Genomic DNA, 13,106 nt, shown 5'->3' with positions numbered 1-13,106 from the left:
GTAGTAAGGCGGGGGCAAAGTCAATACGATTTCTTGCAGTTTTTTAAAAAAATTTGCGATTTTTTTATAAAAAAAAGGGCTTTGCTTAAGGCCTAAGCAAAGCCCTTCAAGATTTAGCTAACTGTGCTTAATTATTGAACAAAGGTTTGACCCACAATGTCTGTTCGCGACCGGGACCCACTGAAATTACGTCAATCGGAGTTCCTAATTGTGAACCTAAGTAGTCGATGTAGTTAGTGGTCGGACGCGGAAGATCTGAAAGTGTTTTTACTTTCGTTAAATCTTCTTTCCAACCGGGAATCCACTCGATCACGGGCTCCACTTTTTCTAACTCATACGGTGACGTCGGAAGTTCAGTAATGACTTCGCCATTAAGTTTATAAGCCGTGCAGACGCCGATGCGGTCATGGCCGGTCAGAACATCTAATTTCATCATCGCAAGATTGGTAATGCCGTTGACGCGAATGGCATACTTCAAAGCAACTAGATCCAACCATCCACAGCGACGGGCGCGGCCTGTGGTCGAGCCGAACTCGTGGCCGTCTGTTTGGATTTTCTTTCCGATTTCGTCATTCAACTCTGTCGGGAAAGGGCCACTGCCCACACGGGTGGCGTAGGCTTTAAAAACGCCGATGACTTTTTGAATGCTCATTGGGCTGATGCCGGCGCTGGCGCAGGCATTTGAAGCCAGGGTCGAAGAGCTTGTGACAAACGGATATGTTCCGTGCATCACGTCCAACATGGTTCCTTGAGCACCTTCGAACAAGACGCGTTTTCCGGCCTTCAAATTTTTATTGATGAACAAAGAAGAGTCCTTGCAGCGATACGGAGCCAAGTCCTCTGCCACTTTTTCAAGGTCTGCCATGATGTCTTCCAGTTTGAAAGTCGGCGCCTTGTAGTAGTTCTCAAGCATGAAGTTCTTTTCGCGCAAAGCGAGTTCCACTTTGGCCTTCAAAGTTTCGCGGTCGAAAATATCGCCGAACAAAACAGCGCGGCGGGAAGCTCGGTCCTCGTAAGCTGGGCCGATGCCTTTGCCGGTGGTTCCGATTTTACCATCGCTCAAGGCCGCCTCGCGAGCAGCATCTAAAGCTTTGTGATAAGGAAGAATGATCGTCGCCGTATCCGAGATCAGCAACTGCTTGGGATTTTGTAAGTATCCAGTCGATTTTAATTTATTGATTTCATCCCGGATCGAAAGAACGTCGATCACCACACCCGGAGCAATCACGCAGGTGGTTTCGGGACGAAGAATTCCGCTGGGGACTAAGTGAAGAACTGTTTTTTGGCCGTTAACAACGAGTGTGTGGCCCGCGTTGGCGCCGCCTTGATAGCGAACAACCATGTCTGCTTTTTCAGCGAAGACATCAATAAGTTTACCTTTACCTTCATCGCCCCATTGGGCTCCGACAACAACAATACCTGACATTGCAATTCCCTTCGAAGGTACCAGTTCCCTGGTACCTTCGAACTTTCTCGCAAGAGCGTCATTCAGGCAAGTTTTTATTCGCCTTTAAATGGAGCGGCCCCATACCAAGGGGCTCTTGGCGGGAGGGTGTCAGAGGTTGAACCATCGATAAAAAACGCCATAAGCTTATTAGCTGCGACTTGGGACGCTTTAAAGAAAGCATCTTCCGTATTAGCTCCAATATGTGGTGTCAGTACCACATTGGGATAGGTGAGAAGTTTCGAATTTCGCGACAGCGGTTCTTTCTCAAAAACATCCAGTCCGACGGAGCGCAGCCAGCCTTTTTCAATGGCTTCACAGAGATCATTTTCATTAATCACTGAGCCGCGCGACGTGTTGATAAGAATCAAACCTCGATGAATGTATTCGAAGTGCGAGCGGTTGAGCATATGTTCGGTTTCCAAAGTTTTCGGAACGTGAAAGCTTAAGATGTCAGCAGTTTTTAAAACCTCTTCATAACTAAGGCGGGGAATTTTAAGGCGCTCGAAAACTTCGTCCTCTTGGTAAGGATCAAAGGCGACCACATTCATGCCAAAAGCAGTGGCCAACTCGGCCACTCTGGAACCAATGCGGCCTAAGCCGACAATTCCATACGTGCGTCCCGACAGCTCAATGCCGGTGACCAGATCGCGTTTCCATTCGCCAGCCTTCACCATTTTGTGAGCTTGCGGGATGTTATTGACGCAATTAAGAACCAGGCCCCAAGTCAATTGGGCCGCCGACTCGATATTGGCAGAAGGGGTGTGCATAACCGTGACGCCCCATTTTTGAGTCGCGTCCAGATCAATATGATCAAAGCCGCTGGTGCAAGTGATGATCAACTGCAACTGGCGGGCTTTTTTTAGCAGCTCTTCGTTAATGGTGGTGCGACTGCGAATAAGCAGGGCGTTGGCACTCACCAGGTGTTCAAGTGGTAGATGGTGAGGATGATCACTGCGAACCACCTCGAACTGACTGTGCTGTTGCAGATATAAAAAACTATCTTGCGCGAAACGATCAGTGATCAGGATCTTCTTCTTCATGGATTTTCCTTTAACCACTTTTTTGCTTCGTCCGTGATGTTAGAGATCTGTTCCAGGGACACAAAGTCAGGATCGAAGAAGCGCAACGTGTGCCCCAGACATTCAATCAGGCGCACTTGTTCTTCGTCCTGAATGTAACCCATGTGGCCGATGCGAATGATTTTTCCTTTGGCTTGATCCTGGCCACCCATGATTGTAATCGCATGAGTTTCTTCTAGATGCAGGCGAATTTTTTGTCCATCCAGGCCGGCGGGCACGGTCAAAGCTGTCACGGAATCACTGGGTGATTTTGCATACAAACCGAATCCCAGTTTCACTCCGAACTTCCGTGTGAATTCAGCGCGACGATGGATCGCGTGGAAGAGTTCATTCAAACCCTGCTTTTCGATCAGGTCTAAAACCGTATCCAAAGCGCGGATGATGGCGACGTTGGAAGAGTAAAAAGTTTCGCCCGCGATGTTGGCTTTTTTCTCTTTGCGCAAATCGAAATAGTAACGGGGACACTGAGCTTGATCGACAAACTTCCAGGCTTTTTCTGAGAGCGCCAAGAAGGTCATTCCAGTTGGCAGCATGAAGGCTTTTTGCGAACCCGCCACCAAACCATCTATGCCCCAGGCATCCATAGGAAGGGGGTAGGCCCCCAAGGCCGTGATCGCGTCGACTAAGAACAAAGTGTCAGAATAATTTTTGATGATGGCGGCCAGTTCTTGAATGGGATGCGCGACGGCTGTGGAGGTTTCGCACGCCTGACAAAGCACCGCACGTGCACCCGGATTCTTTTTTAGAAGCTCTTCAATCTCAGAAACTTTGACGGCTTCGCCCCAAGGAACATTGACGGTGATGACCTCGGCGCCAAAAGTTTTCGCCATGTCGGCCCAACGCTCGCCGAATTTTCCGGAAACAATGGCGATCACTTTGTCGCCAGGAGAAAGCACGTTGACCAGAAGGGCTTCCATGCCTCCCGAACCCGTGGAGGTTAAAAGATAAACATCTTGAGTCGTTTGAAAAACGCGTTTAATTCCCGTCAACACGCGTTTTAAAATTGCGTCAAATTCGGGGGTGCGATGGTGAATCATCGGAAGTGCCAATACTTTGCGCACCTCAGGGTGAAGATTCACCGGGCCTGGCGCCAGCAAACTGTAATTGTCATTGAGAGATGTCATTTTTCTTCCTTGATATCTTAAGTATTTTATACTCAACTGGTCCCGTGGACGCAATCTTTAAAGGCCTACTCATTCTGACTGTCAGCTTCTCGGTTCTTCTCTCGGGATGTGCTTACCGCATGGGGGCTGCGAGTCGCAGTATTCCGGGCGGATACAAACAAATATCCGTCCCCGTTTTTAAAAATAGAACACAAGAGACAGGCATCGAAGTTGGCTTTACCAATGCGTTGATTTTGGAGTTCCAACGTTCTCGCATTGCCCGCATTGTGGACAACTCCTTGTCGGAAGTGGCAGTGATCGGTCAGATCGACAGCATTCAGTACATACCCGGTGCTAAACGGGTGGCTGGGGATCAGTCCTCGGGCTATTTGCCAAATGGAACTGTCATCGCGACAGAATACCGGATTCTTCTTACAGTAACTGTCAAAGTCGTCAGACAGGCGGATGGCACTGAGCTTTGGAGCGGAAGCTTCGGCGGAGAGCGTACTTATGCGGCACCTCAGGTGACGCTCGCAGGCGTGAACTCGGTAAATCCTCTTTACAATCTTTCTGCGCGCAGGCAGAACATTGACATCATGGCGAATGACATTATGGCCGAAGCCCATGATCGTATTACAGAAAACTTTTGAGGTACCTGCTTCCCTTTGTGTAAAAAAGGAACCAGGTAATGAACCTGCTACTTTCTTTACACAAAGGGAAGCAGGTACCTTTTCCCGAGGAAACGATGGCGTTGATTGATGCGCAAAAATTCTATAAAGACCTGGAAAAGGGTCAGCTTGCGCCATTGTATTTTCTGTTCGGTGAAGAACCTTATCTTTTGAATCAAAGTGTTGATCGATTTAAATATGCCGTTCTGACAGAAGGGGCGGTGGATTTTAATTACAGTCTTTTCTATGCCAGCGACGCGGATGTGGTGGCTGTGCGCGATGCGGTAGAGACTTTGCCGATGATGGCCGCCCGTCGCCTGGTTATTCTTAAAGAGGCGCAAGAGCTGACGGACAAAGAATGGGCCGAGTTTGACAGTCTGATCGAAGCTCCGGTGGAAAGCACTGTGTTCGTAATTCTGGCTTCACGAATCGATAAACGCAAAAAGCAGATCCGTCAGTTGTTGGATAAAGCTGATTGTGTCGAGTTTAAAAAGCCCTACGAAAATCAGATTCCTTCCTGGATCAACTACATCGCGCAAACCCTGGGACTTACGATCAGCAATGATGCGATTCATTTGTTGCATAAACTTGTGGGACATCATCTGACAGAAATCGAGGCTGAGTTAAAAAAACTTGGCGATTTTGTGGGTGGTCAACGTCGTATTGAAATGCAAGATGTGGCCCAGGCGGTTTCTCGCTCTAAAGAAGAAAACGTTTTTGATTTTACTAAAGCGATTGGTCAAAACGATCGTGTGAAGGCGTTAGAGCATTTGGTTCATCTTTTGGATCAAGGGCAAAACGAAATCGGGATCGTGTCTTTGGTGGCCCGCCACGTGCGTGTGCTTTTAACTTTAAAGCGCGGCATGGACGAGGGGCTTCACGGAGCCAAATTAGCTCACTATGCGCAGATTCCGCCTTACTTCCTAGAGAGCTATCTGGATCAGGCTCGACTTTGGACCGCGAAAAAACTGGAACAAACCCTGGTGGTTCTTTCAGAGACAGACAAGGCCTTAAAGTCCTCACCTTTGTCTAGCCACATTTGGCTGGAAAACATGGTTCTTAAAACCTGCGGGACCCCGCAAAACTACGCCCTTAATTAGGAAACGTCTCGAGTTTTCCCCTGCGAAGGCCGATAAGGTCTTTGATGGATAAGTCATTTGAAGATAAAGGTTATTTCCGCCGTCAGTATCCGCGACGGGCCATGAAGCGCAAAATTGGTGTGCTTTGTGATGGATCCTATTTCGTCTGTGAATCTGGCGAGATCGGTGAGGGTGGGATGTCTATTATCTCTGATTATGTTTTGACGGAAGGACACTCTTTAGTGGTCAGCTTCCAGGTTCCAGCAGGGAACTTTGTGTTCTTGCGAGCTGTCGTGCGATCGACACAAAAAAAACAGGGTGACGAAAAGGTCACCCATGGTCTTAGCTTCAATGAAATCGAATTTTCTATCAAAAGACAGATTCGTTCTTTCGTGTCGGCACGAACTGATTTCGCGCCGGGCACTACTTCAACGTTTTAATTCAGATTACTTAGTCGCAGAAACGCGTGTAGAAAGACGGCTGATTTTACGAGAAGCCGTTTCTTTTTTGATCACGCCAGATTTAGCAGCTTTCATTACTTGAGCAGTGAACTTCTTCAACAACTCAGGAAGAGCTTTGATGTCTTTAGCTTGAATTGCTTTAACCAAGCTTTTTTCAACAGTTTTTACAGTGCTCTTGCGAGCGTTGTTAACAGCAGTTTTACGAACAGTTTGACGAGCTCTTTTTGCTGCAGACTTATGATTTGCCAAGGGATAACCTCCACAGTAATCTTTTTAAAACGAGAACCAAAGGGATTAACATAGGGTGTCTGATAACGCAAGCGGATTAAAAGAAGATCGCAAAAAGGTCTTTAAAAGGGCCTTTTCCATGGCGACGGGGACCTTAACTAGCCGCATCTTGGGGCTTTTAAGGGACATGGCGCTAGGGGCCCTCTTTGATCGTCACATCACCGATGCGTGGACTGCCGCCTTTCGTTTACCTAATCTTTTTCGCCGCCTTTTTGGTGAAGGCTCCTTATCCGTGAGCTTTATTCCGGTTTTTATCGAGGCACAAGGGAATGACTCTTCAGGTGCTCGCTCCCGCAATCTGATCAACGGCCTTTATACCATCTTTCTGATCGCGTTTGGAGTTTTGGCGCTGTTGGGAATTCTGCGCACCGAAGATGTCTTTCGGCTTCTTGTTAGCGATACGTATGCGATGCATCCGGAAAAGTGGGCACTGACCCTGCGTTTAGGACGTATCATGTTCGGTTTCGTGTTCTTCGTCTGTCTGTACGCGTATTTCATGGCAATTCTGAATGCCCTGGGAAGTTTCGGTCTTCCTGCCGTGGCGGCGGCTCTTCTGAATATTTCAATGTTGTTATTTACTTTTTTGCCGCCCGCGTGGTTCCCACAGATGGGAGATGGTCTGGCCTGGGGAGTTCTGGTCGGAGGCCTCTTGCAAGCCACCTTGCTTTTTGGGGCTCTTCGGTCGCAAGGGTATTTGCCGACTTTTCGTTTTTCCTTTTGGAATCGGGACGTGGCAAAAGTTTTGCGCTACATGCTTCCGGGCTTGGCAGGGATGGGATTGGCGCAGTTTTCGACGCTCGTTAATTTACACTTTGCCAGTGCATTGCCTGAAGGAGCCATTTCATACATCTACTGGGCGGATCGTTTGCTAGAACTGCCCTTGTCGTTGATTTCTGTCAGTCTGGGCGCGGCAGTATTGCCTTCCTTGAGTGAGTTTGCCGCCCGTAAAGAGACGGCCCGCTTCAGGGAAGTTTCTCAGGATAATTTTTCGATGAATCTTTTCTTGGCGTGGCCCGCGTCGCTGGGATTGTTTTTTCTGGCTCAACCAATCGTTGAGGTCCTGTTCTATCGCGGTCACTTTTCCATGCAAGACGTTGTGGCGACGACCGCCGTGTTGAAGGTCTATGCCCTGAGTCTTTTAATCGTTTCATGCAGTCGCGTTCTCATGCCGCTTTATTATGCCAGCCAGAACACGTGGTTTCCGGCGGTGGCCTCGGTGGCGGGGTTGGTGGTGCATGTGCTCCTGGCGCCTTCCCTGATGGCAGGGCAGGGGCTGCAGGGATTGGTCGTGGCGGGTCTTTTAGGGGGCCTGTTGCATATGATTTTACTTTTAGGTGGGTTGTCTTTTTGGAAGCTCTCGTTTGATTGGGACTCACTTTTGCAGTCGATTGTGAAGATGACAGCGGCTGGGGTGGGGATGTCCGTGGTTTTAAAAATTCATTCACTCGTGACTGTGGAAATGACAACAGGGCCGCGAGTGCTGGCCCTGTTTGTGACGATCCTTGGTGCCGCGCTGATTTACTTTGGTATTGCGGCTCTTTTAGGAAGTCCTGAGTTTGCTAAAATCCGTCCGTTGTTCCGACGTGGTTCCTAGTGTCTTCATCGAAAGGAATCGTCTCTTTGCTGGCTGGGGGGGCGGGTTTGCTTTTGACTGCAACTTTCGCGGTTTTCTGAGGCTTGGCTGCCACGTGTTTGGTCACGTGAACGCCTTCGGCAGAGAACGCTTCTCCCAAAATCACCGTATTCAGCTCGACCGTCAGATTTTGTGAAGTGATCGCAAGATTGCTGATCTCACCGCTGGTGGCAGCGATTTCTTCGGCAGAGGCTGCGTTGGACTGCGAAGCCTGATCAAGTTGATTCATGGCTTTGCTGATTTGCTGAATGCCGGTGGTCTGTTCGGCGCTGGCCGTAGCGATCTCGATGTTCAGATCTGAAACTTTTTTGATGGAATTGACGATGTTCGTTAGAACGGTGCCACTGTTGTCGGCAATCTGACTGCCGGCTTCGATTTGGGAAACGGAATCCTTGATAAGACTCGAGATATCCTTCGCAGAGGCGGCACTTCGTTGCGCCAGGGCTCGCACGGCTTCCGCCACCACCGCAAAACCTTTTCCTTGTTCCCCAGCGCGGGCGGCCTCGACGGCCGCATTCAGCGCCAAAAGATTCGTCTGGAAAGCGATATCATCAATCACATGAATGATCTCTTCAATTTTCTTTGAAGATTCCGAGATCTGAGTCATCGAGCGAATCAAATTCTGGATTTCTTTTTCTCCGCTTTCAGCCGACTCACGCGAGCTTGCCGACAGGGCCGCCGCTTGTTTGGCGTTATCAGAATTCATTTTTACCATCGACGTCATTTCTTCCAAAGAGGCCACTGTTTCCTCTAAAGAGGCGGCGGCTTCGGTGGAAGACTGAGACAGGCTATTACCAGCCTCATTGAGTTGTTCTACCGACGTGGCCACCTGAGAGGCGGCCGTTGTTAAACGGTCGGCAATGGAGCTGACGGAGTTGGCGATGCGTGAAGACATCCAAACGATCAAACCAAAAATAACTAATCCCGAGATCAGAGAAATTCCCAAGATGAGGTTGAAAACATTTGTTCTGGTTTCTTTGGCAAGCTTGCTTTCATGGTCGGCGCGGGCATTGTAAATATTTGCGACCTTGTCGTTGAAATCGCGAACCACAGTATTGAGTTCGCCGAATTTTCCGTTAAGCAACTGCTTTGCTTGATTGATCTTTTCCGGTTCCGTCGTTCTTAATAACGTCACAATGTCTCGCATCACAGCAATGAACTGCGGAACGGCATCTTTAACTTGGTCATGAATCGCAGCTTCACCCTCAACAAAACGGGCGTCGGTGTATTTTTTGTAAGAGCTTTCAAATTCGTCGATCCCTTCCGCCGCGGTGTCGAGCTGTTTAGTGCGAACAGCTTCGTTACCCATGGCATCAATGGCGGCCCAGGCTCGATAGCCAAATTTATTTCGTGCCTGGCGCATATCGCCGATGTACGAAAAGTTGGGGATGATCAGGGTGTGTGCATCTTCAAGAAGTGCATTCACTTTATCCAATCCATTAATTGCGACGAAAAAAACGATGGTCGACGCGAGCATCGGAATGAATGCGACGAAAAGAAGACGACCACGTATACCATTGAACCAAGCGGAGATTGTATTTTTGTTCATGAGGGGGCTCCATTAACATGCCTAAGTATCTTGACAGAATTTTAATCGGATTTCGGGGGAACGGAGGGAGTCCAGTTTTACTGATTCTTGATCACCTTCATCATTAAGGGCTCGCGCACAGAACCAACGGGCAGAAATGTAAATTTACTTTTATTGAAAAAGGCGGGGTTTCCTCGACTCAGAGAAAAACCTCCTTAGTAAATAATAAGGAGGCTCACTAAATTTATTTCACTTCCGCAAGGGAGTTATAGCTGTCGCTGATCTTTTGTTGTCTTTCGACTTCTTTGCTCCAGCGCTTCACTTCACCTTGATATCCTTTTTGTTTTGCTTCCCATTCCTTCTGCTCGCTGGCAAGTGAACGTAGGCGCTGATTCACCTGATCGTTTTGTTCTTTCAAATTGCCCGCGCGCGAACTCCAAATTTTCTTTTCTTCCTGAAGCTGATTCATCTGCATTTGGTAATCAGAAACATTGGCCTCGCGTTTTTTCTGATTCTCTTTGATTTTTGCAATCATGGCTTCCAGTTCGGCGATCTTTTGGTTTTCCTGCGCGGTTTTATTTTTTTCTTCATTCATCAGCGCCTGAAGTTCTTTTTCCTGGCCGCTGATTTTCGTCATGGCTTGATTGTTTTCTTCCACCTGCTGAAGAACCTGCTTTTGTTGGCCCTCAACCTGTGACTTGGCCTTATTGACTTCTTGGATATTGCCTTCAACGGTCTTCAGATTCTTTTCATATTCGGTCAAATTGGCTTTGGAGTTGTGCAAATTGGATTTGATACGATCCAAACCATCCTTTGCCGTCGTTTGGGCAAACACGGCCGTACTCAGACTTAGCAAAACACCCACTGTTAAAATTGATTTAGAGAATTTCATCTTGAAAATCCTTTCCTTATTGTTCTGACAATCCAGCGACGCCGCCGTTAGAGCCGTTCTCTTGAGGGCAGACGTTCTTCAAAGAAGAACGATAGTGACCCACTTCGTCTTCCCAGATTTCACCTTTGAATTTCCAGTTCAAACTTTTTTCTTTTTGCACTTTCAACTCGGGACGCTCTTTTTCGTTGATATCTCCACCAGCCATTTGGTAGCGAAGATGTTCACCGGCACCGGAATACAATTCGTATTGCAGCACTTCGTTTTGATCCAAAACTTTGTTCAAGCCCGCCAGCATTTCGTTAAAGCGACCTGAAAGGGCTTGCGAAGCCTGAGCACGAAGAACCGACTTTTCTTTTTCAATGCGCGCGATACCCTGAGCCCTTAAGTTTTTGATCGAGACCCGCGCTTTTTTGGCAATGTGGTACTGGATGCGATAACTTAAAAGCTTTTTCTCGGCTTCTTGAATACCAGCGATGGCACTTTCAGAAGGGGAGTCGCCTTTGATGCCTTTTTTTGCTGAAGCCAAGTCTTTGTTCGCTTCATTCTGTTTTGCGATCAACTCGCGCTCCATTTTAATCAGCGTCAAAGCAATCTTGTTGAAGCGAACGATTTCATCCTCATAAGCATTGATTTGTTTTTGCACGCTCATGTAAGCGGGATGACGGGCTAGCTCTACAATGAAAGAGCGGGGAAGACCATCGACCTCTTTAAGGTCTGAGTTTTTAATCCAGCCTTTGACCGTATCATAATACGCCAAGGTGTCTTTGTGTGTTTTTTGGTAGTCTTCCAATTTCTTTTTCCAAGGAGCATACTTCTTGTTCATCTCGTTCAGCACTTGCACGCCGTCACCATATTGGCACAGATTCAAGTAACCGACGGTACGAACCACATACGACTCTGGCGAAAACGCGTTCTTAAAGAAGTCCGTGTGCAAAGAGAACATGTTCCCTGCGGCACCTTCATAGTCCTCGCCCAAAATTTGTGTCCAAGCGCTTTCGACCATCGCCTGCAACCAAAGAGGATTGGATTTATCGACTTTCAAATATGATTGGAAGGCGTCTTTATAGTCGCCCTTTTGAAACTGGATGCGCGCCAAAGTCAGTGCGGCAACAGAACGAAGCTGCAAAGTTTTGTTGGCATCAGTTGCTGCCATCAGTTTTTCCAACTGAATTGTGGCATCATCCACTTTACCTTGACGGTAATTGAATAAGGCCGTCAAAAGAAGCGAGTCCGGATAAAGAGGGGACTTTTCAGAGATGTACATCAAAGCATCTTCAACCAGGCCTAACTGCCCCTTGTCAGAATAGTGTTTTGCCCGAGTCAGTTGGTACTCTTCATTCTTCGTGACATCGATTTCGTATTTGATCACTAAAGGATCAATCAAGGCGATATCCGATGTTTCCAGAACATTGATATGCTTCACCAAAGCTTCTGTGGCTTTTTGCTGCCACATCTTATCTTTAGTCTCTTGCGCCAACTGAATCATGTACTGCCGGAACTCAGAGTTCAAACCCAAGCCTTTGGCCGTCATCGCATAGTTGTAAAGAGCCTGAATGCGATGTTCAGGATCTTCCATCAACTCGGCAAATAGGCCCATGGCGAGTTCGTATTTCTTTTGGATTTCCAAAAAGATCAAAGCCTGCAAAAGTTTGTAGTCGTTAGGCTGCATATCATCCATTTTGGCCAATTGAACCAAAGGATCTTGAGTCACAGGCTCCATCACGGGATTCAGGATCTTCACATCCGGAATCTTGTTGAAGGCTTCTGCGGAAGTGACGGCTTTAGGAGCAGTCACCACTTCGTTGTAAGGAGCCAGTTGGATTTGCATGACATTTAATGAGTCGCGACGACGAGTTTCCTTCAATTCCAGTTCGCGCGAGGCGGGAAGGCGCAACGGACTTAATACCGAAGCTTGAACTTCACGCTCTTCACCGAGGTCCAAGAGAGGAATGTTTTTAACTTTAAAAACTTCCACTTTCCCTTTGACGACCTTCTTTTGATAAACATCAAAAGTGGGAACAAGGCTTGATTTGACTTTCAGAGTGCTGGCCGGAGCCCGACCTGATTTTTTTACAGTCAGTGCGGGGTCCGCAAAAGCAGTCCCACACACCAGGCTCACAGCAATCGTAATATTTAAAGGCTTAAACATAAATCCCCCACCCATGGAGAAAATTAATGCCAATACGTGATACCCACCATTAAAGAAGTATCGTTCACTACTTTAGAGCCCATATCGCGATTTGGTGCGATCGTGCTGTATTTCATGCGGTCTTCGTTTGTGAACTTATTGATGAAGTCCGCGCGAATGGCGAAGTGCTCGGAAAAGAAAATCTGCTGATTAATACCGATTTGGTAAGTCATGCCATTTTTCTTTTCATCGCCTTCTTCTTTTTTGATGAGATAATCCGTCGTCCCCACACCCAAAGAAATTCCCATGTCGAAATAAATGATGGCTTTATCAACAAAGCTCATTTTCGCATAAAGGGGAACATAAGTGACGGACAACATGGTCGAGGAATCAATGAAGTTGTAGTTCGGAGAAGTTAAGTTGTCTTCTTTGAACTGCTTTGTACTGTCGTTGTCTTCCATGTTCACTTTTTGGTAGCTCACATCAACGCCCCAACGTTCGTTGAAGAAGTAGCCCATTTGGGCTCCCGTGATCGAGCCTTTACCGAACGGGTCGTTGATGGGCACACCACCAGCCAGAGTCAGATAAAATCTGTCGGCTTTGGTGTAGCGACGGTTTTGCACGACGCTGAAATCATCATCCTTCGCTGCCCAGTATTTTTGTTCAAGTTTTTTAATATCTAGTTTATCGCTGCCTCTTTGTTCTGCGTTCGTAGCTGGTTTCGTGTCAGCGCCTTGCTGTGCGAATGCTTGCGATGCAGCCAAGATGATTGTTAAGATTGTTCTCTTCAACATGTATTA

At 47.6% G+C, this 13,106-nt stretch carries 12 protein-coding genes; 4 read left to right on the top strand and 8 right to left on the bottom strand.

The features are described from left to right. Window positions 1-127 precede the first annotated feature (127 nt). The 3 genes from OM95_RS12655 to OM95_RS12645 all read right to left on the bottom strand — a co-directional run bounded on the left by OM95_RS12655 (window position 128) and on the right by OM95_RS12645 (window position 3,650). Complete coding sequence (locus tag OM95_RS12655; RefSeq protein WP_041874446.1) at window positions 128-1,426, bottom strand: adenylosuccinate synthase; 1,299 nt, start codon at window positions 1,424-1,426, stop codon at window positions 128-130. A 74-nt stretch (window positions 1,427-1,500) separates the two neighbouring features. Next, entirely contained in the window at window positions 1,501-2,487 is a 987-nt protein-coding gene (locus OM95_RS12650) for a D-2-hydroxyacid dehydrogenase (protein ID WP_041874443.1), read from the bottom strand. After that, the gene (locus OM95_RS12645; protein ID WP_041874441.1) at window positions 2,484-3,650 is read right to left on the bottom strand and encodes an alanine--glyoxylate aminotransferase family protein; all 1,167 of its coding nucleotides are present in this window, start codon (window positions 3,648-3,650) and stop codon (window positions 2,484-2,486) included. Before OM95_RS12645 ends, OM95_RS12650 begins: the two co-directional genes overlap by 4 nt. Before the next feature lie 44 nt (window positions 3,651-3,694). Here OM95_RS12645 and OM95_RS12640 point away from each other — a divergent pair, with 44 nt between their 5' ends. From OM95_RS12640 to OM95_RS12630, 3 genes are read left to right on the top strand one after another with little or no spacing between them, the layout of a single operon-like run. After that, complete coding sequence (locus tag OM95_RS12640) at window positions 3,695-4,279, top strand: LptE family protein (protein WP_041874439.1); 585 nt, start codon at window positions 3,695-3,697, stop codon at window positions 4,277-4,279. A gap of 38 nt (window positions 4,280-4,317) precedes the next feature. Then, window positions 4,318-5,397, top strand: a complete 1,080-nt coding sequence (gene holA, locus OM95_RS12635) for a DNA polymerase III subunit delta (protein ID WP_291516302.1) — start codon at window positions 4,318-4,320, stop codon at window positions 5,395-5,397. A gap of 44 nt (window positions 5,398-5,441) precedes the next feature. Continuing rightward, window positions 5,442-5,816 carry a PilZ domain-containing protein gene (locus OM95_RS12630; RefSeq protein ID WP_041874436.1) on the top strand — a complete coding sequence of 125 codons (375 nt, stop codon included), beginning with the start codon at window positions 5,442-5,444 and terminating at the stop codon, window positions 5,814-5,816. A gap of 6 nt (window positions 5,817-5,822) precedes the next feature. Here OM95_RS12630 and rpsT read toward each other — a convergent pair whose 3' ends face one another. Then, window positions 5,823-6,086: a 30S ribosomal protein S20 gene (gene rpsT, locus OM95_RS12625; RefSeq protein ID WP_041874434.1), complete on the bottom strand. Its 264-nt coding sequence runs from the start codon at window positions 6,084-6,086 to the stop codon at window positions 5,823-5,825. Window positions 6,087-6,141: 55 nt separating this feature from the next. Between rpsT and murJ the strand changes: the two genes are divergently transcribed. Further along, entirely contained in the window at window positions 6,142-7,719 is a 1,578-nt protein-coding gene (murJ, locus tag OM95_RS12620) for a murein biosynthesis integral membrane protein MurJ (RefSeq protein ID WP_041874431.1), read from the top strand. Here murJ and OM95_RS12615 read toward each other — a convergent pair. The 4 genes from OM95_RS12615 to OM95_RS12600 all read right to left on the bottom strand — a co-directional run bounded on the left by OM95_RS12615 (window position 7,685) and on the right by OM95_RS12600 (window position 13,100). After that, window positions 7,685-9,307 (bottom strand): methyl-accepting chemotaxis protein, encoded by a 1,623-nt coding sequence (locus tag OM95_RS12615; protein WP_041874429.1) that lies wholly within the window; start codon window positions 9,305-9,307, stop codon window positions 7,685-7,687. The genes murJ and OM95_RS12615 overlap by 35 nt on opposite strands. Before the next feature lie 223 nt (window positions 9,308-9,530). Then, complete coding sequence (locus OM95_RS12610; RefSeq protein ID WP_041874427.1) at window positions 9,531-10,178, bottom strand: hypothetical protein; 648 nt, start codon at window positions 10,176-10,178, stop codon at window positions 9,531-9,533. A 16-nt stretch (window positions 10,179-10,194) separates the two neighbouring features. Then, complete coding sequence (locus OM95_RS12605) at window positions 10,195-12,327, bottom strand: hypothetical protein (RefSeq protein WP_041874425.1); 2,133 nt, start codon at window positions 12,325-12,327, stop codon at window positions 10,195-10,197. Between the two features lie 23 nt (window positions 12,328-12,350). Further along, the gene (locus OM95_RS12600; RefSeq protein ID WP_041874423.1) at window positions 12,351-13,100 is read right to left on the bottom strand and encodes an outer membrane beta-barrel domain-containing protein; all 750 of its coding nucleotides are present in this window, start codon (window positions 13,098-13,100) and stop codon (window positions 12,351-12,353) included. Window positions 13,101-13,106 lie beyond the last annotated feature (6 nt).

This window comes from Bdellovibrio sp. ArHS (assembly GCF_000786105.1).
Lineage (GTDB): Bacteria > Bdellovibrionota > Bdellovibrionia > Bdellovibrionales > Bdellovibrionaceae > Bdellovibrio.
This window is presented reverse-complemented; position numbering and strand designations above follow the sequence as displayed.